The organism is Hanstruepera sp. CR43, from assembly GCF_055227665.1.
Window position 1 is genome coordinate 2,578,086 of record NZ_CP200078.1, and the last position, 19,696, is coordinate 2,597,781.

The following is a 19,696-nucleotide window of genomic DNA, read 5'->3' on the forward strand; positions in this document are numbered from 1 at the left end:
TGAAAAATAAAATGACAAAGCTTAAAATTAAATCAGGAGATACTGTAAAAGTAATAGCTGGAGACCATAAAGGATCTGAAGGTAAAGTACTTCAAGTATTAATAGATAAGAACAAGGCGATCGTTGAGGGCGTAAACTTGGTGAAGAAGCACATGAAACCAAGTGCACAAAATCCTCAAGGAGGAATCGTTGAAAAGGAAGCAGCTATTCATATTTCTAACTTATCATTGTTGACCTCTAAAGGTGAAGCAACACGAGTTGGATATAGAATGGAAGGCGATAAAAAAGTGAGATTTTCCAAAAAATCAAATGAAGTAATATAGTTATGGCGTATTTACCGAGACTTAAAGAAGAGTATAAAAGCAGAGTAATTGCAGCTCTTACAGACGAATTTGGTTATAGTAATGTAATGCAGGTGCCTAAACTTCAAAAGATAGTGTTATCTAAAGGAGTTGGTGCAGCCGTTGCTGATAAAAAGTTAATTGATCATGCTGTTGAAGAATTAACCACTATAACAGGACAAAAAGCTATAGCAACCATGTCTAAAAAAGACGTGGCATCTTTCAAACTACGTAAAGGAATGCCAATTGGGGCAAAGGTTACGTTAAGAGGTGAAAGAATGTACGAATTTTTAGATCGTTTAATTACATCGGCCTTACCACGTGTAAGAGATTTTAACGGAATTAAAGCTACTGGATTTGACGGAAGAGGTAATTACAATTTAGGTATTACCGAGCAAATTATCTTCCCAGAAATTGATATTGATAAAGTCAATAAAATCTCTGGTATGGATATTACATTTGTAACTTCTGCAGCTACAGATAAAGAAGCAAAATCATTATTAACCGAATTAGGATTACCGTTTCAAAAGAATTAAGATATGGCTAAAGAATCAATGAAAGCCCGTGAGGTAAAAAGAGCAAAAATGGTAGCAAAGTATGCTGAAAAACGTAAAGCTTTAAAAGAAGCTGGCGATTATGAAGCATTACAAAAATTACCAAAAAATGCTTCTCCAGTTCGTATGCACAACCGTTGCAAACTTACTGGAAGACCAAAAGGGTATATGAGAACATTTGGTATTTCTCGTGTATTATTTAGAGAAATGGCTAACCAAGGGTTAATTCCAGGTGTTAAAAAAGCAAGTTGGTAAAAATTATTAATTGGTTTCAGGTTTAATTCCGATAGTCGTAATTAAAAACCGTTACCGCAAATTTATAACTATGTATACAGATCCAATAGCGGATTATTTAACAAGAATTAGAAACGCAGTGCGTGCTAATCACAGAGTGGTTGAGATTCCTGCATCTAATCTTAAAAAAGAAATCACTAAAATATTATTCGATCAAGGATATATTTTAAGTTACAAATTCGAAGATTCAGCTGTACAAGGGACTATTAAGATAGCTCTTAAGTACAACAAGGAAACTAAAGAACCTGTAATTAAGAAGATTCAAAGAATAAGTAAACCTGGTTTACGTAAGTACGCAAGTTCAAAAGATCTTCCAAGAATTCTTAACGGTCTTGGTATTGCAATCGTTTCTACCTCTCATGGTGTAATGACTGGAAAACAAGCTCAACAAGAAAATGTTGGAGGAGAAGTACTTTGTTACGTTTACTAATTAAAAAGACTATAAGACATGTCAAGAATAGGTAATAACCCAGTAGGAATTCCGGAAGGAGTTACAGTTGAAGTCAACGATAACATAGTTACTGTAAAAGGAAAATTAGGAGAATTAACTCAAGAATTTTCAAATGTATCTATCAAAGTTGAAGATGGAAATGTTTTAGTGGAGCGTTCTTCAGATAAAAAAGAAGACAAAGCAAAGCATGGTCTTTATAGAGCACTTTTATCTAATATGATTGAAGGTGTTTCTAAAGGATGGACAAAAGAATTAGAGTTAGTAGGTGTTGGATATAGAGCTACCAATCAAGGTCAAAAATTAGATTTGGCTTTAGGTTTCTCTCATAACATCATTATGGATTTAGCTCCAGAAGTTAAAGTGGAAACTGTAACTGAAAAAGGGAAAAATCCAATAGTAAAACTAACCTCTCACGATAAGCAATTGGTTGGACAGGTAGCGGCTAAAATTCGCGCGTTTAGAAAACCAGAGCCTTACAAAGGTAAAGGTGTGAAGTTTGTTGGTGAACAAATAAGAAGAAAAGCAGGTAAATCAGCTTAATAAGTAAGTTATGGCATTAACAAAGAACGAAAGACGATTAAGAATTAAGAACAGAGTTCGCCAGATAGTTTCAGGTACTGAAGCTAGACCAAGGTTATCTGTTTTTAGAAGTAATAAAGAAATATATGCTCAAATAGTTGATGACGTTACTGGTAAAACTATCAGTGCTGCATCTTCTAGAGACAAAGACATTAGTTCTGCAAAAGGTACAAAAATGGAAATTGCTGCATTAGTAGGAAAATCTGTTGCTGAAAAAGCCCTTAAAGCAGGTGTGGAAACAATCTCTTTTGATAGAGGAGGTTATTTATATCACGGTAGAGTAAAATCATTAGCAGAAGGTGCTAGAGAAGCAGGACTTAAATTCTAAGAAATTATGTATCAGAAATACAAAAGCGCAGAACTAGTAAAGCCAAGTGGATTAGATCTTAAAGATCGTTTAGTTGGCGTACAAAGAGTAACAAAAGTAACCAAAGGAGGTAGAGCATTCGGATTTTCAGCAATAGTTGTTGTTGGTGATGAAGCTGGCGTCGTTGGTCACGGTTTAGGAAAGTCTAAAGATGTAGCGAGTGCAATTGCTAAAGCAGTTGAGGATGCTAAGAAAAATTTAGTACGTATTCCAATCGTAAAAGGAACGTTACCACACGAACAAAAAGGTAAGTATGGTGGAGCACGAGTAAACATCATTCCTGCAGCTCCTGGTACAGGGGTTATTGCTGGTGGTGCTGTGAGAACAGTATTGGAAGCAGTAGGTGTACACGATGTATTATCAAAATCTCAAGGTTCATCTAACCCACACAACGTAGTTAAGGCAACGTTTGATGCTTTATTACAATTAAGAGACGCAAGAACTATTGCTCGTGACAGAGGAATTTCTCTTGAAAAAGTGTTTAAAGGATAATAAGGAAAACGATGGCAAAGATTAAAGTAAAAAAAGTAAAGAGTGCAATCAATCGTACGAAAAGACAAAAGCTAACATTGGAAGCTTTAGGTCTTAAGAAGATTGGTCAAGTAGTAGAGCACGATGCCACACCAAATATCCTTGGTATGGTTGCTAAAGTTTCACATTTAGTTTCTGTTGAAGAAACAAAATAATATATACTGAAAAATGGATTTAAGTAATTTAAAACCTGCAGAAGGTTCAGTTAAAAGTCAAGGAAAACGAGTAGGTAGAGGACAAGGTTCTGGTAAAGGTGGTACCGCAACACGTGGTCACAAAGGTGCCAAGTCACGTTCTGGTTATTCTAAAAAGATTGGATTTGAAGGTGGACAAATGCCGCTTCAAAGACGTGTTCCTAAATTTGGCTTTACAAATATCAATCGTGTGGAATATCAAGGAGTTAATCTTGATACCCTTCAACAATTGGTAGATGATAAGAAAATTAAAGATACTGTAGATTTAGATACATTAATGGCCTTTAACGTAATTGGCAAGAACGATCTTGTTAAGATTTTAGGTAGAGGTGAATTAAAATCAAAATTAACAGTAACAGCTCATAAGTTTACTGCTTCGGCTAAAGCTGCTATTGAAGCTGCTGGTGGTGAGGCTGTAACTTTATAATCCCGATATAAGCGCATGAAATTTATAGAGACATTAAAAAATGTTTGGAAAATAGAAGAACTGAGAAACAGAATCATTGTAACATTAGGTCTGTTATTGGTTTACCGTTTTGGTGCACAAGTAGTTTTACCTGGTATTGATGCTGCGCAATTAGAAGGATTACAAGGTAACACAGAAGATGGTTTATTAGGTTTATTAAATGCTTTTACAGGAGGTGCTTTTGCTAACGCTTCTGTTTTTGCATTGGGTATTATGCCTTATATCTCGGCTTCAATTGTTGTACAGTTAATGGGAATTGCTATTCCATATTTGCAAAAATTACAAAAAGAAGGTGCTAGTGGTCAAAAGAAAATCACACAAATTACACGATGGTTAACCATTGCTATTTGTTTGGTTCAGGCTCCTGGTTATTTAGCGAGTTTGCCAACGTTAGGTATTCCTGCGTCAGCATTCTTGTTAGGTCAGGGAACCTTGTTCTATTTCTCTTCTGTAATTATCTTAGTAACAGGATGTATTTTTGCTATGTGGTTAGGGGAGAAAATTACAGATAAGGGAATTGGAAATGGTATCTCATTATTGATTATGGTTGGTATCATTGCAACATTACCTAAAAACTTCTTGTTAAATGCTTCTTCTAGATTAGAAAGCAACAGTGTGATGTTGATTCTATTTGAATTGGTTATCTGGTTGTTAATCATTCTAGCTTCAATTATGTTAGTAATGGCTGTAAGAAAGATTGCTGTTCAATATGCAAGACGTACAGCTTCGGGAGGTTTTGAAAAAAATGTTTTTGGATCAAGACAATATATCCCATTGAAGTTAAATGCTTCTGGTGTAATGCCAATCATTTTTGCTCAAGCCATTATGTTTGTGCCAACGTTGATAGGTGGTTCGTCATTCTTAAAAGAAACAGCTGTTGGACAGTGGATGCAAACTAATTTTGCTGATATATTCGGATTTTGGTACAACTTAGTGTTTGCTTTATTGATTATCGTATTTACATATTTCTATACGGCAATTACAGTACCTACTAACAAAATGGCAGATGATTTAAAGAGAAGCGGTGGATTTATTCCAGGTATTCGTCCTGGAACTGAAACATCAGAATATCTTGACAAGATCATGTCTCAAATAACATTACCAGGTTCTATATTCTTGGCTTTAATAGCTGTGTTCCCAGCCTTTATTGTAAAGTTAATGAATGTACAATCAGGATGGGCCTTATTTTTTGGTGGAACGTCACTATTAATTATGGTCGGAGTTGCAATTGACACTATGCAGCAGGTAAACTCTTACTTGTTGAATAGACACTATGACGGCTTGATGAAAACAGGTAAAAATAGAAAAGCAGTAGCTTAATATCATACTATGGCAAAACAAGCAGCAATAGAGCAAGACGGAACAATTATAGAAGCATTGTCAAATGCTATGTTTCGTGTTGAATTAGAAAACGGTCACATTGTGACAGCACACATTTCTGGTAAAATGCGTATGCACTACATTAAGTTGTTACCAGGGGATAAAGTAAAATTGGAAATGAGTCCTTACGATTTAACGAAGGCTCGAATAACTTATAGATACTAATACGATGAAAGTAAGAGCATCAGTAAAAAAAAGAAGCGCAGACTGTAAAATAGTTCGCAGAAAAGGTAGACTTTACGTCATTAACAAAAAGAATCCTAGATTCAAACAAAGACAAGGATAATTATGGCAAGAATTGCAGGTGTAGACATACCAAAAAACAAAAGAGGAGTTATCTCGCTAACTTATATCTATGGAATAGGTAAAAGTAGAGCAAAAGAAATTTTAGCCACTGCTAAAGTTGATGAAAGTACAAAAGTTCAAGACTGGACAGACGACGAAATTGGAAACATTCGTGAGGCTGTTGGATCTTTTACTATTGAAGGTGAATTACGTTCTGAAACACAATTGAACATTAAACGATTAATGGATATTGGATGTTACAGAGGTATTCGTCACAGAGCTGGTCTTCCATTAAGAGGACAGCGTACTAAAAACAACTCTAGAACTAGAAAAGGTAGAAGAAAAACAGTTGCTAACAAGAAAATGGCAACTAAATAATAAACAGACGATAGTCATTAGCGTTTAGAAGTTAGATGAATCTGTTTGAAATAGCAATGTTTAGGATTCTAACAACTAAAAACTAACAACTAGAACATTAAAAAATATGGCAAAGTCAAGTACAAAAAAACGTAAAGTAGTAGTAGATGCTATTGGTGAAGCACACGTAACAGCTTCATTCAACAATATTATCATTTCACTTACTAACAAAAAAGGGGATGTAATTTCATGGTCATCTGCTGGTAAAATGGGATTCCGTGGATCTAAAAAGAACACACCTTATGCTGCTCAATTAGCTGCTGAAGATGCTGCTGGAGTAGCTCAAGAAGCTGGATTGAAAAAAGTAAAGGTCTATGTTAAAGGTCCTGGTAATGGTAGAGAATCTGCTATCCGTTCTATTCACAATGCTGGTATTGAAGTAACTGAAATTATTGATGTTACTCCATTACCACACAATGGATGTAGACCTCCAAAACGTAGAAGAGTTTAATTATTAATAAATAACAAGTATCAACGAGAGATCAACGATTATCGAAGGATAAGATTAAGACCTTAATTCATAATCACTCTCATAATTTAATTTTTTAAAATGGCAAGATATACTGGTCCTAAAACTAAAATAGCTCGTAAATTTGGCGAAGCTATCTATGGAGAAGACAAATCTTTTGAGAAAAGAAATTATCCTCCAGGTCAACATGGTGCAAACAAGCGTCGTGGTAAAAAATCTGAATATGCAATCCAATTAATGGAGAAGCAAAAAGCTAAATATACCTATGGTATTTTAGAGCGTCAGTTCAGAAATATGTTCAAAAAAGCAACTGCAGCTCCTGGAATTACAGGTGAGGTTTTATTACAATTGTGCGAGTCACGTTTAGATAACGTGGTTTTCAGAATGGGTATGGCACCTTCAAGAAGCGGCGCTAGACAATTAGTATCTCATAGACACGTTACCGTAAATGGTGAGTTGGTAAACATTCCATCATACCAATTGAAAGCTGGTGATGTTGTTGCTGTTAGAGAAAAATCAAAATCTCTTGAGTCAATTAATAATTCATTAGCGAACTCAAGCCACATATATGAGTGGATTACTTGGAATAATGATAAAAAAGAAGGAACCTATGTATCGGTTCCAGCTAGAATTCAAATTCCAGAAAATATCAACGAGCAATTCATCGTCGAATTGTATTCTAAATAATAATTTAAAAACATTGGTATTTAGCCAAAGGGTTTATTCGTACTTCTTCAAACTTATAGACCGCGCAACTAAATAACAATTAAAACGAAGAAATAATATGGCAGTATTTAGTTTTCAAAAACCCGACAAAGTAATCATGATTGATTCAACTGACTTTGAAGGGAAATTCGAGTTCAGACCTTTAGAACCAGGTTATGGTTTAACAGTTGGAAATGCATTACGAAGAGTTTTATTATCATCTCTTGAAGGATTTGCAATCACATCCGTTAGAATTGAAGGTGTTGATCACGAATTCTCTACAATAGCAGGTGTTGTGGAAGATGTTACTGAAATCATTTTGAATTTAAAACAAATCCGTTTTAAAAGACAAATTGATGATGTTGATAACGAATCCGTTTCAATTTCTATTTCAGGACAAGAACAAATTACAGCGGGCGATTTCCAAAAATTCATTTCAGGATTCCAAGTATTAAATTCAGAATTAGTAATCTGTAATTTAGATCCTAAAGTGAACATCAACATGGAAATCACTATTGAAAAAGGTAGAGGATATGTTCCTGCAGAAGAAAACAAAAAAGCTTCTGCACCAATTGGAACAATTTTTACTGATTCAATCTACACACCAATCAAAAATGTGAAATATAGCATTGAGAATTACCGTGTAGAGCAAAAGACAGATTACGAAAAATTAGTTTTCGAAATCATTACAGATGGTTCTATCAACCCACAAGATGCGTTGACTGAAGCCGCTAAAACATTAATTCACCACTTCATGTTATTCTCTGATGAGCGTATTACATTAGAAGCTGATGAAATTGCACAAACTGAAACTTATGATGAAGAATCACTTCACATGAGACAGTTATTGAAAACCAAATTGGTTGACATGGATTTGTCAGTACGTGCATTGAACTGTTTAAAAGCAGCTGAAGTTGATACGTTAGGTGATTTAGTATCATTCAACAAAAACGATTTAATGAAGTTCCGTAACTTCGGTAAGAAATCTTTAACAGAGCTAGAAGAACTAGTAAATGTGAAAGGATTGAATTTCGGAATGGACTTATCAAAATACAAATTAGATAAAGATTAATTAATCATATTTTGCTCCCACGTTATAGCGTGGTCTGGTAGCAAGATGATAAAACAAAGGTCATGAGACACGGAAAAAAAGTTAACCATTTAGGTAGAAAAACAGCTCACAGAAAGTCCATGTTGGCTAATATGGCTTGTTCATTAATTGAGCACAAACGTATTAACACTACTGTAGCTAAAGCAAAAGCTTTAAAGCAATTTGTTGAGCCTTTAGTAACTAAATCTAAAGAAGACACAACTCACAACAGACGTATTGTTATGTCGCGTTTAAGACAAAAAGATGCTGTTGCTGAATTATTCAGAGAAGTGGCTCCTAAAGTTGGTGACAGACCAGGAGGTTATACAAGAATTATCAAGTTAGGAAACCGTTTGGGTGATAACGCGGATATGGCAATGATAGAGTTAGTTGACTACAACGAACTATACAATGCAGGTAAAGCGAAGAAGAAAACAACACGTAGAAGTAGAAGAGGTGGTTCTAAACCAGCTGCTGCAGCTCCTGTTGAAACTCAAGCAACCAACGAAGAAGAATAAATGTTAATAAGCATTGAAAATAAAAAGGATAATCTATTTTAGGTTATCCTTTTTTTTATGCAATTTTGCAAAACCTTTTTTTAGAAATGAAATACAACAAACGAGACAAAGCCATTGTTCTGCTAGCAGACGGAACAATATTTCACGGTAAATCAATTGGTAAAAAAGGAACTGCTTTCGGCGAAGTATGTTTCAATACCGGAACCACAGGTTATCAAGAAATTTTCACAGATCCTTCTTACTTCGGACAACTCATGGTAACCACCAATGCACACATTGGAAATTATGGAACCCATGAAGACGAAATGGAATCCGATTCCATAAAAATTTCAGGTCTGATTTGTAAAAATTTTAGTTTCAATTATTCCAGACCATCTGGAGAGGGAAATCTGGAAGATTTTTTTGAAAAATATAATGTGTTAGCCATATCTGATATCGATACCAGAGCTTTGGTTGCATACATCAGAGACAATGGCGCCATGAATGCGGTTATTACTACTGAAGTAGATAAAATAGAAGAGCTTAAAAAGCAATTAGCAGAAGTACCTAATATGGAAGGCCTGGAATTGGCTTCTAAAGTTTCAACCAAAGAACCTTACTTCTATGGTAATGAAAACGCCAAGTATAAGATTGCAGCTTTGGACATTGGTGTGAAGAAAAACATTTTACGCAACCTAGCGAAACGTGATGCCTACATTAAGGTTTTTCCATACAATGCCAAGTTTGAAGATTTGGAAGCATTTAAACCAGACGGCTACTTTTTGTCAAATGGTCCTGGTGATCCAGAACCTTTGATGGAAGCCCAATCGGTTGCCAAAGAAATTATTAGTAGAAATTTACCATTGTTTGGTATTTGTTTAGGACATCAGGTAATTGCTTTGGCCAATGGTATTTCAACATACAAAATGCATCATGGACACAGAGGAATAAACCATCCAGTCAAAAATATGCTAACAGGTAAAGGTGAAATTACCTCGCAAAACCATGGTTTTGCTATCAATCGCGAGGAAACTGAAAAGCATCCTGATGTTGAGATTACGCATGTACACTTAAATGACCATACAGTAGCGGGTATTCGAATGAAATCCAAAAACTGCTTCTCGGTGCAATACCATCCGGAAGCCAGTCCAGGACCACATGATTCCTCGTATCTGTTTGACCAGTTTATAGAGAATATTCAAAAAGCCTAATTTAAAAACCTCAAAGAATCCGAAAATTCCTTGAGGTTTTTTTAATACGAAAACATTATCGTAAAAAATTAATGTAATACTCCAATTGAAAATACGGTTTCGTAGGAGTATTTTGTAAATTTGTAATAATAACTAAATAATCAAAAAACTTTCCAATGAGCATTATAATTGACATTCATGCCAGACAAATTTTAGATTCACGTGGTAACCCAACTGTTGAAGTGGACGTAATAACCGAAAATGGAATTATGGGCCGTGCAGCGGTACCTTCAGGAGCATCAACAGGAGAACATGAAGCTGTAGAATTACGAGATGGTGGTTCGTCCTTTATGGGAAAAGGAGTCACTAAAGCCGTTAAAAATGTCAATACGATTATTGCACAGGAATTATTGGGTGTATCTGTTTTTGAACAGAATATGATTGACCAAACGATGATTGAATTGGATGGTACAGCTAATAAATCTAAATTGGGAGCTAATGCTATTTTAGGAGTGTCTTTGGCAGCAGCCAAAGCAGCTGCTAACGAATTGGGTTTACCGCTTTACCGCTATGTTGGTGGTGTATCTGCCAATACCTTACCAGTTCCAATGATGAACATCATCAATGGAGGCTCACATTCCGATGCGCCTATTGCCTTTCAGGAATTTATGATTATGCCCGTAAAGGCTAAAAACTTTACCCATGCCATGCAAATGGGAACCGAGATTTTCCACAATCTGAAAAAAGTATTGCATGATAGAGGTTTAAGTACGGCTGTAGGTGATGAAGGTGGTTTCGCGCCAAATTTGGAAGGCGGAACAGAAGATGCTTTAGATACCATAGAAAAAGCAGTTGCTAAAGCAGGTTATAAATTAGGTGATGATGTTATGATTGCCTTAGATTGTGCTTCAGCAGAATTCTATATTGATGGCAAATATGATTACACCAAGTTTGAAGGTGATAAAGGTCAAGTAAGAACCAGTCAGCAACAGGCTGATTATTTAGCACAGTTGTGTGAAAAATACCCGATAATCTCCATTGAAGATGGTATGGATGAAAACGATTGGGAAGGTTGGAAATACCTAACCGATAAAGTTGGTGATAAGGTGCAATTGGTTGGTGACGATTTATTTGTAACCAATGTAGAAAGACTCTCTCGTGGAATTGAAAATGGCATTGCCAACTCTATTTTAATAAAAGTAAACCAGATTGGAACCCTAACAGAAACCATTGCTGCTGTAAATATGGCACACAATGCTGGTTATACCTCTGTGATGTCGCATCGCTCTGGGGAAACAGAAGACAATACCATTGCCGATTTAGCTGTGGCATTGAACACAGGCCAAATAAAAACAGGCTCGGCGTCTCGTAGTGACCGTATGGCAAAATACAATCAGTTATTACGCATTGAAGAGGAACTGGCTCATGTGGCCTATTATCCGCAAGAAAGAGCGTTTAAAGTGAAATAATAGCATTTGCTAATATTAAATAAAAGCCTGCAAATATCGTTGCAGGCTTTTTTTATGGTAATTTGACGCAACCTTTTTACGCTTTTTGCATCTATAGAGTAAACGCTAACCATGAAAAAACTATTACTTCCTTTATTTTTTATTCTTACAACCCTTGTCAATGCCCAAATAGTTAATATTCCTGATGCTAATTTTAAAGCCAAACTTATAAACGTGGGTGTTGATACCAATGCAGATGGAGATATACAAGAAAGTGAGGCATTGGCAATTTCTTCCCTTAATCTTTTTAATTCCAATATATCAGATTTGACAGGTATAGAAAGCTTTGTTAATTTAATTAATTTGAGTTGTTCACTAAACCAAATTGTCACTTTAGATCTCAATGGATTAACCGAACTAGAATTTTTGTATTGTGATAGAAATCAATTAACCTCAATTGACTTTGGTGAACACAATAATCTATTATATTTAGATTGTGAGAATAATCAATTAACAAGTTTAAACCTAACAAATCTGCCTTCACTTATCGATTTAAATTGTAAGAATAATCAATTAACAAGTTTAGACCTAACAAATCTACCTTCACTTGTCTATTTAGATTGTGCAAATAATCAATTATCAAGTTTAATAACAAGTAATAATCATAGTTTAAATGAATTAAATTGTGATTCTAACCTGCTTACAAGTTTAGAAATTCACTCTAACTCCATTAATTATTTTTATTGTAATAATAATCAATTAACAAATTTAGACATTTCGGAGTGTTCAAGCCTATCTGAATTAATCTGCGGAAATAATCTATTAACAAATTTAGATATATCTCAAAATATAAATTTATCTTATTTTTATTGTGGTTACAATGAACTAATCGACTTAGATGTTAGTCAAAATACTAGATTAGGAAACCTTTATTGTGAGAATAATCAATTAACAACGTTAAACCTTAATTTTAATACTACACTTTTTAGCTGTGACTTTAGTGGTAATCCAAATCTTTCAGAAGTATTTATTAAAAATGGATCTAGAAATACTACAGTAGATTCATGGTCAGATTTACCAAGTTTAAGATATATATGTACGGATGAAGATGAAGTAGAAGGTATAAGAAATGACTTGCTTCTTTACGGTATTACAGATGTGGAGGTTAATTCTTATTGTTTTTTTAATCCAGCAAGTAATTATAATGTGATCACAGGTGAAGTTGTTTTTGATGGTAATGGAAACGGTTGTGACGAATCAGATATTCCAAACCCTTATATAAGGGTCAATATTAGCGATGGGACAAATAATGACTTTGGTGTTTTGAACGCATCTGGAGAATACACCTTTTATACAGATAGTGGTAATTTTACATTAGAACCGAGTTTTGAAAACCTAACATGGTTTGATATTTCGCCAGAATCAGCTACCATTGAATTTACTGACAATAACGACAATACAGCTACTCAAGACTTTTGTATAACGGCTAATGGAGTCCATAATGATTTGGAAATCATAATTAGTCCTTATCGTGAAGCTCAACCAGGTTTTGATGCCATTTATCAATTGGTTTACAGAAATAAGGGTAATCAGACTTTATCAGGCGAAATTAATTTTGAATACGACGAAGTCTTATTGGATTATATATCCGCTTCCATAGCTCCAGATAGCCAAGGGTCTGGTCTTTTATCTTGGAATTATACTGATTTGTCACCGTTTGCAAGTAGATCTATTTTAGTAACCCTCAATGTCAATGCACCTACCGAAACTCCGGCTGTTAATATTGGCGATGAATTGGATTTTATAGCCACCATTAATCCAACAGTAGACGACGAAACGCCTACTGATAATGAATTTGAGTTAAGGCAAATTGTTGTAGGTTCCTATGACCCAAATGACAAGACTTGTCTGGAAGGTGATACTGTAGAACCTATTCAAATATGTGAGTACCTGCACTTCAACATCAATTTTGAAAACACGGGAACAGCAGCAGCAACATTTGTAGTAGTCAAAGACGTTATTGATGAAACCATGTTTGACATGAGCACCTTACAGGTTATGTATGCTAGTCACGATATGATGACACAGGTAGCAGGCAATAAAATTGAATTTATTTTTGATAATATTAATTTAGGTCCAGAAGAAAAGGGCAATGTGGTCTTTAAAATTAAAACATTGGATACCTTGAATGTTGGTGACTCGGTTACCAATGATGCCGAAATCTTTTTTGATTATAACTTCCCCATTGTTACCAACGAAACCAATACCACGTTCCAAACACTATCGGTTGATGAATATGAGTTAGATAATGCTGTCACAGTCTATCCAAATCCGACATCTGGATTATTGCACATTAATGCTCAATCGGTTATTCAGAAAATTGAACTATATGACGTTCGAGGGAGATTGGTATTAAGTCAAAATAGCAATCAGCAAGAACTGACTTTAGATACTTCGAGTTTAACAAAAGGTGTTTATTTTTTACAACTGAAGACCGATCAAGGACGACAAATTGCGAAAATTATTAAGGATTAAGTTAAATAATTCTTAATATCAATTTTAGCAATAGTAAAATTGATAAATCCTCTGTGATATCCTTTATATATCGTGAGATATTTCGTATTTTCGTGCTGTCAAATTCGACATCTTAACATCAAAAATTTTTAGATCAACTATGTCAGATAAAGCTACAATAGAAGTTAACGGCCAAAAATATGATTTTCCGCTTGTAAAAGGGACAGAAAATGAAGTTGCCATTGATATTAAATCATTACGTGGTGCCACCAATGGAGTGGTCACTATTGATCCAGGTTATAAAAATACGGGATCTTGTACCAGTGCCATTACATTTTTAGATGGTGAGAAAGGAATTTTGAGGTACCGTGGTTATGCTATTGAAGAATTAGCTGAAAAAGCCGACTTTTTGGAAGTGGCTTACTTGTTGATTTTCGGTGAATTGCCAACAAAAGAGCAATTGGATAAATTCCATGCTGACATCAAAAGTTATTCAGTTGTTGATGATGATGTTCGTAAGATTGTTGATGCGTTTCCTAAATCTGCCCATCCAATGGGTGTTTTGGCATCGTTAACCAGTGCGTTAACTGCTTTTAATCCGTCTTCAGTCAATGTGAATTCAGAAGAGGATATGTATAAGGCTATTGTACGTATAATGGGTAAATTCCCAGTATTGGTTGCATGGACTCTACGTAAAAAGCATGGTTTACCATTAGATTATGGAGATAAAAATTTAGGATATGTTGAGAACTGCTTAAAGATGATGTTTAAGCAGCCAAATGAAGATTATGTTTTAGATCCTGTTGTGGTTGATGCTTTAGACAAGTTGTTAATCCTTCATGCAGATCATGAGCAAAACTGTTCAACATCAACTGTTAGAATAGTTGGGTCTTCACATGCTGGATTGTTTGCATCCTTGTCATCTGGTATTTCTGCACTTTGGGGACCGTTACATGGTGGTGCTAACCAGGCGGTTTTGGAAATGTTGGAAGCTATTAAGGAAGATGGTGGGGACACTAAAAAATATATGGCGAAAGCCAAGGATAAGGATGATCCGTTCCGCTTAATGGGATTCGGACACCGTGTTTATAAAAACTTTGATCCACGTGCCAGAATTATCAAAAAATCAGCTGATGATGTTTTAGGAAACCTAGGTATTGAAGATCCTATTTTAGATATCGCCAAAGGTTTGGAAAAAGAAGCACTTGAAGATTCTTATTTCGTGGATAGAAAATTGTATCCAAATGTCGATTTCTACTCGGGAATCATTTACCGTGCTATGGGAATCCCAACCGATATGTTTACCGTGATGTTTGCTCTTGGACGCTTACCAGGATGGATTGCACAATGGCGTGAAATGCGTTTAAACAACGAGCCAATTGGTAGACCAAGACAAATTTATATTGGTGAAACCTTAAGGCCTTTTAAGACTATCAATCAGCGATAGTATTCATAATATCATATTTAAGCTTCATAGATTCTATGGAGCTTTTTTTATATTTACAACATGCTAAAACTAAACGTTAAAAACGAAACGTCCAGATTACGGGCTGTCGTTTTGGGTACTGCAAAAAGTAATGGGCCAACACCAACAATTGAGGAAGCTTATGATCCGAAGTCTCTGGAACACATCAAAGCGGGAACCTATCCTGTTGAGGCCGATATGGTCAAAGAAATGGAAGCTGTTGCCGCTGTTTTTAAGAAATATGATGTTCAGGTTTTTCGTCCAAATATAATTGAGGATTGTAATCAAATTTTCACTCGGGATATTGCTTTTGTGATTGATGATAAGTTTGTTAAAGCCAATATTCTTCCAGATAGGGAAGAGGAGTTTACTGCTATTGAGCATGTATGGTCACAAGTTCCCAAAGAACAAAGAATAAAATTGCCTGACCATTGCCATATTGAAGGTGGCGATGTTATGTTGTACAATGATCATATATTCATTGGTACCTATAGAGGTAAAGATTATTCAGATTATATTATAGCTAGAACCAATATGGATGCTGTTGAAGCTATGAAAGAGTTATTCCCCAATAAAAAAATTAAGTCTTTTGATTTACGAAAGTCCAATACCAACCCAAGGGAAAATGCACTCCATTTAGATTGTTGCTTCCAACCTGTTGGTAAAGGGAAAGCCATACTTCATAAAAACGGTTTTTTGGTTGAAGAAGAATATAATTGGTTACTAAATTTCTTTGGCAAGGAGAATGTTTTTGAAATTGACAAAGAAGAAATGTACAACATGAACAGTAACATCTTCTCGATTTCTGAAGATGTCGTAATTTCTGAACGAAACTTTACTCGATTGAATACGTGGTTACGAGACAACGGCTTTACAGTCGAAGAAGTGCCTTACGCCGAAATTGCCAAGCAGGAAGGGCTCTTGCGTTGTTCAACCTTACCTTTGATTCGGGATTAATTAAAAACGTCAATTCGAGTATGACAACATTTCCTGTTGTTATGTATCGAGAATAAGATTACTTGACTTTACAAGTAATAGTTACATCAGCCGTTTCTCCAACGCGAAATGTGCCAAAGTCTTCTCCTATGTTATAATCAAACCGATTGATTTCCAATGCACCTTTAAACGTATTGTTTTTAAACGTAAACGGAATGGTCACAGTTTTGGTCACACCATGAATAGTCATGTCGCCCGTTGTTTGATAACCATCACTGGTTTTGGAAACTGAAGCTGATTTGAAACAAATGGTTGGGTACTTGTCAACTTCAAAAAAATCTGCAGAATGTAAATGGGTATCACGCTTTTCGTTTTTGGTATTTAAGGTTTTGGATTCAATACAAATGTCAAAATTAGAACTGGCAACATCCGATTCATTAAAATTGAATGCCCCTTGCATACCTGTAAATGTCCCTTTCACGGTAAAAATACCACCTCCAGATATTTTAAAGTCCACAACCGATTTATCTGAATCGATGGTTTGTGCTTGGCTAACATAAGTTGCAGCCAATAAAAAGCAAACCAATAAAGCATTTTTTAAAATTTTCATAACGTCAAGTTTTTAGTGTTGATGAAACCGTTGCAAAAACGATTCCACTTCTCTAAAAATAAAAAAAAGGAACTACAACTTGCAGTTCCTTATCATATAATTACGTTAAAATCTGAATTATAGTACTTCAACCATTAAGCCATCGTCCGTTTTTTCAACTTTAGCTACCTTGTTTTTGGTTAAGTCTTTAATGGCTTTATCCCATTTTTTGTTGCTCAAGCCCGATTGACCTTTTAAGTCATTTAAATCTATTTTTTCAACCTTGTTTAAAATCTCCAAAACCGCTTTAGCATCTTCACTAATAGCCAATGGTTTTTTCTCCGGTTTCATTTGTGGGAAGAATAAAACTTCCTGTATCGATTGGTTGTTGGTCAAAAACATGACTAATCGATCCATACCTATGCCCATTCCAGAAGTCGGTGGCATACCATATTCTAATGCACGTAAGAAATCATAATCGATAAACTCGGTCGCTTCATCATCACCTTTAGCAGCCAATTTAAGCTGGTGTTCAAAACGCTCACGTTGATCAATAGGGTCGTTTAATTCCGAATAGGCATTGGCAATTTCCTTACCACAAACCATCAACTCAAAACGCTCTGTCAGCTCTGGATTGTCCCGATGCTCCTTGCACAGTGGGCTCATTTCTTTTGGATAATCTGTGATAAAGGTTGGTTGGATGTAATTGCCCTCACATTTCTCTCCAAAAATTTCATCAATCAGTTTGCCTTTGCCCATGGTATCATCAACTTCAATACCCATATCTTTAGCGGCCTGGCGTATTTCGGCCTCTGTTTTACCTGTGATATCAAATCCCGTAAAATGTTTGATGGAATCAGCCATGGTTACACGCGCATAAGGTGCCTTGAAATCAATTTCATGCTTACCAAAGGTGGCTTTAGTTGTTCCATTCACAGCTACTGCACAATATTCCAACAATTGTTCACAGAAATCCATCATCCAATTATAATCTTTATAAGATACATAGATTTCCATAGCCGTAAACTCGGGATTATGGGTTCTGTCCATACCTTCATTTCGGAAGTTTTTAGAAAACTCATAAACGCCGTCAAAACCACCAACAATTAATCGTTTTAGGTATAATTCGTTGGCAATTCGCATATATAAAGGAATATCTAACGAATTGTGATGGGTTATAAACGGTCTTGCTGCGGCACCACCCGGAATTGGTTGTAAAATAGGTGTTTCGACTTCAAAATACCCAGCTTTGTTAAAGAACTCCCGCATGGCATTGAACAGTTTGGTGCGCTTAACAAATACCTCTTTCACATGTGGATTGACCACTAAATCGGCATAGCGTTGTCTGTAACGCTGTTCCGGATCTGTAAAGGCATCATGTATATTGCCATCGGCATCAACCCGTGGTTGCGGTAACGGTCTTAAGGCTTTGCTTAAAATGGTAAAGCTTTTTACCATGACTGTTTTTTCACCAACTTGTGTTGTAAACAGTTCACCTTCAACACCAATGAAGTCACCAATGTCCAACAACTTTTTGTATATCGTATTATATTGGGTTTTGTCTTCACCAGGACAAATTTCATCACGATTAAAGTACACTTGAATCCGACCTTCACTATCCTGCAATTCAGCAAAACTGGCATTTCCTTGGATACGACGTGACATCAATCTTCCAGCAATAACCACTTTTTTTCCTTCTTTAAAATTCTGTTTCACCTGTTTGGAAGTTTCTTCCACAGGAAACAAATCTGCAGGATACGGGTTAATACCTAATTCACGAAGTTTAGAGAGTTTATCTCTACGAACCAATTCTTGTTCTGATAATTGTGACATTGAAAATCTATTGTGTAATTTGAAGGCACAAAGATAATTACTATTCATTAGGATTTCAATTTATTATATTGAAATTAACGTGTAACAAATACCTCAATATGTTGTCTAATGAGTATAATCATCAATTAAAATCAATCACATGAGTTTTTGGAGAGTATTATTGTCCATTATTTGCCCACCTTTGGCTGTTATAGATAAAGGCTGTGGCTCTATTCTTATCGTTTTCTTATTATGGCTTTGTGGCTGGGTTCCTGGAGTTATTGCCGCATTGGTAATTTTGAATAATCCTAACTCTTAAAGTAGTATCTTTGTGTTCTAAAACTTTAATAGAATACACATGAAAAAATTATTTTTACCGGTTATTTGTTTGATAACTGCCTTGCTTACTAGTTGTCAATTTTCAGAAAACATTTATATCAATGAGGATGGGAGTGGTAGTATGACATTTTCAGTTGATGCCTCTGAATTGATGGCAATGGCTGGCGATAAGTTATCTGAAGGTGAAGAGGAAACGGTTATGGATTCTACTATTGTTTTTAAAGATTTTTTAGAAGAAAAAAAGGATAGTATCGCAACCTTATCAGCTGAAGAACAAGATAAATTAAAAGCCTTGGAGAATTTTAAAATGCACATGGTCATGAATTCTGAAACCAAGAAAATGAATTTTGATCTATCTACTGATTTTAAAAATGCTGATGAATTACAAGATATGTTTAAGGCCATGAACAGCTTCAGTAATTTGCAGGGTAAAGGCGGAGCCAACGAAAATGATCCTACAAATCCGCTTTCCTCTATAGGAAACACGAAATCTTCGGAATTGAACTATAGCTATAAAGGAGGTGTATTTAAGAGAACTGCAAAAATTGTTAACCAGGAACTTCATAATCAGGCTATGGATAGTCTTTCCGAAATGGCTATGATGTTTGGAAGCTCACGCTATAAATTGAACTACCATTTTCCTAGACCGATAAAATCGGTATCCAATGATCAAGCTATGTTTAGTGATGACAGAAAAAGTTTTGCTTTGGAGTTTGATTTTATGGAAACTTTAAAGAACCCAGAACTTTTAAATGTGGAAGTTGTTTTAGAAGATTAATGTAG

Annotated in this window: 26 protein-coding genes; 24 read left to right on the top strand and 2 right to left on the bottom strand. The window is 35.4% G+C overall.

Going from position 1 to position 19,696, the window contains the following annotated elements; translation table 11 throughout:
* The first annotated feature begins 11 nt into the window (after positions 1-11).
* The 22 genes from rplX to ACKXGU_RS11905 all read left to right on the top strand — a co-directional run bounded on the left by rplX (position 12) and on the right by ACKXGU_RS11905 (position 16,194).
* Positions 12-323 (top strand): 50S ribosomal protein L24, encoded by a 312-nt coding sequence (gene rplX, locus ACKXGU_RS11800; RefSeq protein ID WP_463465504.1) that lies wholly within the window; start codon positions 12-14, stop codon positions 321-323.
* A 2-nt stretch (positions 324-325) separates the two neighbouring features.
* Positions 326-877 (top strand): 50S ribosomal protein L5, encoded by a 552-nt coding sequence (gene rplE, locus ACKXGU_RS11805; RefSeq protein WP_103051233.1) that lies wholly within the window; start codon positions 326-328, stop codon positions 875-877.
* A 3-nt stretch (positions 878-880) separates the two neighbouring features.
* Positions 881-1,150 carry a 30S ribosomal protein S14 gene (gene rpsN, locus ACKXGU_RS11810; protein ID WP_103051234.1) on the top strand — a complete coding sequence of 90 codons (270 nt, stop codon included), beginning with the start codon at positions 881-883 and terminating at the stop codon, positions 1,148-1,150.
* 70 nt (positions 1,151-1,220) lie between these two features.
* Positions 1,221-1,619, top strand: a complete 399-nt coding sequence (gene rpsH / locus ACKXGU_RS11815) for a 30S ribosomal protein S8 (RefSeq protein ID WP_103051235.1) — start codon at positions 1,221-1,223, stop codon at positions 1,617-1,619.
* 18 nt (positions 1,620-1,637) lie between these two features.
* Positions 1,638-2,180, top strand: a complete 543-nt coding sequence (rplF, locus tag ACKXGU_RS11820; protein WP_103051236.1) for a 50S ribosomal protein L6 — start codon at positions 1,638-1,640, stop codon at positions 2,178-2,180.
* Positions 2,181-2,190: 10 nt separating this feature from the next.
* On the top strand, positions 2,191-2,547 hold the full coding sequence (rplR, locus tag ACKXGU_RS11825; RefSeq protein WP_463465505.1) for a 50S ribosomal protein L18: 357 nt from the start codon (positions 2,191-2,193) through the stop codon (positions 2,545-2,547).
* Between the two features lie 6 nt (positions 2,548-2,553).
* The gene (gene rpsE, locus ACKXGU_RS11830; protein WP_103051238.1) at positions 2,554-3,078 is read left to right on the top strand and encodes a 30S ribosomal protein S5; all 525 of its coding nucleotides are present in this window, start codon (positions 2,554-2,556) and stop codon (positions 3,076-3,078) included.
* Positions 3,079-3,089: 11 nt separating this feature from the next.
* Positions 3,090-3,272, top strand: coding sequence for a 50S ribosomal protein L30 (rpmD, locus tag ACKXGU_RS11835; RefSeq protein ID WP_103051239.1), 183 nt, complete (start codon positions 3,090-3,092; stop codon positions 3,270-3,272).
* A gap of 13 nt (positions 3,273-3,285) precedes the next feature.
* Positions 3,286-3,738: a 50S ribosomal protein L15 gene (gene rplO / locus ACKXGU_RS11840; RefSeq protein ID WP_463465506.1), complete on the top strand. Its 453-nt coding sequence runs from the start codon at positions 3,286-3,288 to the stop codon at positions 3,736-3,738.
* A 15-nt stretch (positions 3,739-3,753) separates the two neighbouring features.
* Entirely contained in the window at positions 3,754-5,097 is a 1,344-nt protein-coding gene (gene secY, locus ACKXGU_RS11845) for a preprotein translocase subunit SecY (protein ID WP_463465507.1), read from the top strand.
* 9 nt (positions 5,098-5,106) lie between these two features.
* Entirely contained in the window at positions 5,107-5,322 is a 216-nt protein-coding gene (infA, locus tag ACKXGU_RS11850) for a translation initiation factor IF-1 (protein ID WP_007094967.1), read from the top strand.
* A 4-nt stretch (positions 5,323-5,326) separates the two neighbouring features.
* Entirely contained in the window at positions 5,327-5,443 is a 117-nt protein-coding gene (gene ykgO / locus ACKXGU_RS11855; protein ID WP_013305171.1) for a type B 50S ribosomal protein L36, read from the top strand.
* 2 nt (positions 5,444-5,445) lie between these two features.
* Positions 5,446-5,820, top strand: a complete 375-nt coding sequence (rpsM, locus tag ACKXGU_RS11860) for a 30S ribosomal protein S13 (protein WP_103051242.1) — start codon at positions 5,446-5,448, stop codon at positions 5,818-5,820.
* 106 nt (positions 5,821-5,926) lie between these two features.
* Positions 5,927-6,310, top strand: a complete 384-nt coding sequence (rpsK, locus tag ACKXGU_RS11865) for a 30S ribosomal protein S11 (RefSeq protein WP_463465508.1) — start codon at positions 5,927-5,929, stop codon at positions 6,308-6,310.
* 99 nt (positions 6,311-6,409) lie between these two features.
* Entirely contained in the window at positions 6,410-7,015 is a 606-nt protein-coding gene (gene rpsD, locus ACKXGU_RS11870) for a 30S ribosomal protein S4 (protein ID WP_463465509.1), read from the top strand.
* A gap of 97 nt (positions 7,016-7,112) precedes the next feature.
* Positions 7,113-8,105, top strand: a complete 993-nt coding sequence (locus ACKXGU_RS11875) for a DNA-directed RNA polymerase subunit alpha (protein ID WP_103051245.1) — start codon at positions 7,113-7,115, stop codon at positions 8,103-8,105.
* A 62-nt stretch (positions 8,106-8,167) separates the two neighbouring features.
* Positions 8,168-8,641 (top strand): 50S ribosomal protein L17, encoded by a 474-nt coding sequence (gene rplQ, locus ACKXGU_RS11880; protein WP_463465510.1) that lies wholly within the window; start codon positions 8,168-8,170, stop codon positions 8,639-8,641.
* 86 nt (positions 8,642-8,727) lie between these two features.
* On the top strand, positions 8,728-9,831 hold the full coding sequence (gene carA / locus ACKXGU_RS11885) for a glutamine-hydrolyzing carbamoyl-phosphate synthase small subunit (protein WP_463465511.1): 1,104 nt from the start codon (positions 8,728-8,730) through the stop codon (positions 9,829-9,831).
* Positions 9,832-9,986: 155 nt separating this feature from the next.
* A complete protein-coding gene (gene eno / locus ACKXGU_RS11890; protein ID WP_463465512.1) occupies positions 9,987-11,279 on the top strand; it encodes a phosphopyruvate hydratase in 1,293 nt (430 codons plus the stop codon).
* A gap of 111 nt (positions 11,280-11,390) precedes the next feature.
* Entirely contained in the window at positions 11,391-13,793 is a 2,403-nt protein-coding gene (locus tag ACKXGU_RS11895) for a T9SS type A sorting domain-containing protein (RefSeq protein ID WP_463465513.1), read from the top strand.
* A 139-nt stretch (positions 13,794-13,932) separates the two neighbouring features.
* Entirely contained in the window at positions 13,933-15,219 is a 1,287-nt protein-coding gene (locus ACKXGU_RS11900; protein ID WP_463465514.1) for a citrate synthase, read from the top strand.
* Positions 15,220-15,279: 60 nt separating this feature from the next.
* Positions 15,280-16,194, top strand: a complete 915-nt coding sequence (locus ACKXGU_RS11905; protein WP_463465515.1) for a dimethylarginine dimethylaminohydrolase family protein — start codon at positions 15,280-15,282, stop codon at positions 16,192-16,194.
* 58 nt (positions 16,195-16,252) lie between these two features.
* On the opposite strand, the gene ACKXGU_RS11910 is transcribed toward ACKXGU_RS11905, so the two are convergent.
* Together ACKXGU_RS11910 and lysS are read right to left on the bottom strand one after the other, a co-directional pair.
* Positions 16,253-16,783, bottom strand: a complete 531-nt coding sequence (locus ACKXGU_RS11910; protein ID WP_463465516.1) for a YceI family protein — start codon at positions 16,781-16,783, stop codon at positions 16,253-16,255.
* Between the two features lie 117 nt (positions 16,784-16,900).
* Positions 16,901-18,595, bottom strand: coding sequence for a lysine--tRNA ligase (gene lysS, locus ACKXGU_RS11915; RefSeq protein WP_463465517.1), 1,695 nt, complete (start codon positions 18,593-18,595; stop codon positions 16,901-16,903).
* Between the two features lie 139 nt (positions 18,596-18,734).
* On the opposite strand from lysS, the gene ACKXGU_RS11920 reads away from it, so the two are divergent.
* Both ACKXGU_RS11920 and ACKXGU_RS11925 read left to right on the top strand, forming a co-directional pair.
* A complete protein-coding gene (locus tag ACKXGU_RS11920; protein WP_463465518.1) occupies positions 18,735-18,893 on the top strand; it encodes a YqaE/Pmp3 family membrane protein in 159 nt (52 codons plus the stop codon).
* A gap of 39 nt (positions 18,894-18,932) precedes the next feature.
* Positions 18,933-19,691: a hypothetical protein gene (locus tag ACKXGU_RS11925; RefSeq protein WP_463465519.1), complete on the top strand. Its 759-nt coding sequence runs from the start codon at positions 18,933-18,935 to the stop codon at positions 19,689-19,691.
* Positions 19,692-19,696: the final 5 nt, after the last annotated feature.

Excerpts from the sequence above, each read along its gene's own strand:
- rplX (WP_463465504.1), top strand. The coding sequence starts at position 12 with ATGACAAAGCTTAAAATTAAATCAGGAGATACTGTAAAAGTAATAGCT.
- rplE (WP_103051233.1), top strand. The coding sequence starts at position 326 with ATGGCGTATTTACCGAGACTTAAAGAAGAGTATAAAAGCAGAGTAATT.
- rpsN (WP_103051234.1), top strand. The coding sequence starts at position 881 with ATGGCTAAAGAATCAATGAAAGCCCGTGAGGTAAAAAGAGCAAAAATG.
- rpsH (WP_103051235.1), top strand. The coding sequence starts at position 1,221 with ATGTATACAGATCCAATAGCGGATTATTTAACAAGAATTAGAAACGCA.
- rplF (WP_103051236.1), top strand. The coding sequence starts at position 1,638 with ATGTCAAGAATAGGTAATAACCCAGTAGGAATTCCGGAAGGAGTTACA.
- rplR (WP_463465505.1), top strand. The coding sequence starts at position 2,191 with ATGGCATTAACAAAGAACGAAAGACGATTAAGAATTAAGAACAGAGTT.
- rpsE (WP_103051238.1), top strand. The coding sequence starts at position 2,554 with ATGTATCAGAAATACAAAAGCGCAGAACTAGTAAAGCCAAGTGGATTA.
- rpmD (WP_103051239.1), top strand. The coding sequence starts at position 3,090 with ATGGCAAAGATTAAAGTAAAAAAAGTAAAGAGTGCAATCAATCGTACG.
- rplO (WP_463465506.1), top strand. The coding sequence starts at position 3,286 with ATGGATTTAAGTAATTTAAAACCTGCAGAAGGTTCAGTTAAAAGTCAA.
- secY (WP_463465507.1), top strand. The coding sequence starts at position 3,754 with ATGAAATTTATAGAGACATTAAAAAATGTTTGGAAAATAGAAGAACTG.
- infA (WP_007094967.1), top strand. The coding sequence starts at position 5,107 with ATGGCAAAACAAGCAGCAATAGAGCAAGACGGAACAATTATAGAAGCA.
- ykgO (WP_013305171.1), top strand. The coding sequence starts at position 5,327 with ATGAAAGTAAGAGCATCAGTAAAAAAAAGAAGCGCAGACTGTAAAATA.
- rpsM (WP_103051242.1), top strand. The coding sequence starts at position 5,446 with ATGGCAAGAATTGCAGGTGTAGACATACCAAAAAACAAAAGAGGAGTT.
- rpsK (WP_463465508.1), top strand. The coding sequence starts at position 5,927 with ATGGCAAAGTCAAGTACAAAAAAACGTAAAGTAGTAGTAGATGCTATT.
- rpsD (WP_463465509.1), top strand. The coding sequence starts at position 6,410 with ATGGCAAGATATACTGGTCCTAAAACTAAAATAGCTCGTAAATTTGGC.
- ACKXGU_RS11875 (WP_103051245.1), top strand. The coding sequence starts at position 7,113 with ATGGCAGTATTTAGTTTTCAAAAACCCGACAAAGTAATCATGATTGAT.
- rplQ (WP_463465510.1), top strand. The coding sequence starts at position 8,168 with ATGAGACACGGAAAAAAAGTTAACCATTTAGGTAGAAAAACAGCTCAC.
- carA (WP_463465511.1), top strand. The coding sequence starts at position 8,728 with ATGAAATACAACAAACGAGACAAAGCCATTGTTCTGCTAGCAGACGGA.
- eno (WP_463465512.1), top strand. The coding sequence starts at position 9,987 with ATGAGCATTATAATTGACATTCATGCCAGACAAATTTTAGATTCACGT.
- ACKXGU_RS11895 (WP_463465513.1), top strand. The coding sequence starts at position 11,391 with ATGAAAAAACTATTACTTCCTTTATTTTTTATTCTTACAACCCTTGTC.
- ACKXGU_RS11900 (WP_463465514.1), top strand. The coding sequence starts at position 13,933 with ATGTCAGATAAAGCTACAATAGAAGTTAACGGCCAAAAATATGATTTT.
- ACKXGU_RS11905 (WP_463465515.1), top strand. The coding sequence starts at position 15,280 with ATGCTAAAACTAAACGTTAAAAACGAAACGTCCAGATTACGGGCTGTC.
- ACKXGU_RS11910 (WP_463465516.1), bottom strand. The coding sequence starts at position 16,783 with ATGAAAATTTTAAAAAATGCTTTATTGGTTTGCTTTTTATTGGCTGCA.
- lysS (WP_463465517.1), bottom strand. The coding sequence starts at position 18,595 with ATGTCACAATTATCAGAACAAGAATTGGTTCGTAGAGATAAACTCTCT.
- ACKXGU_RS11920 (WP_463465518.1), top strand. The coding sequence starts at position 18,735 with ATGAGTTTTTGGAGAGTATTATTGTCCATTATTTGCCCACCTTTGGCT.
- ACKXGU_RS11925 (WP_463465519.1), top strand. The coding sequence starts at position 18,933 with ATGAAAAAATTATTTTTACCGGTTATTTGTTTGATAACTGCCTTGCTT.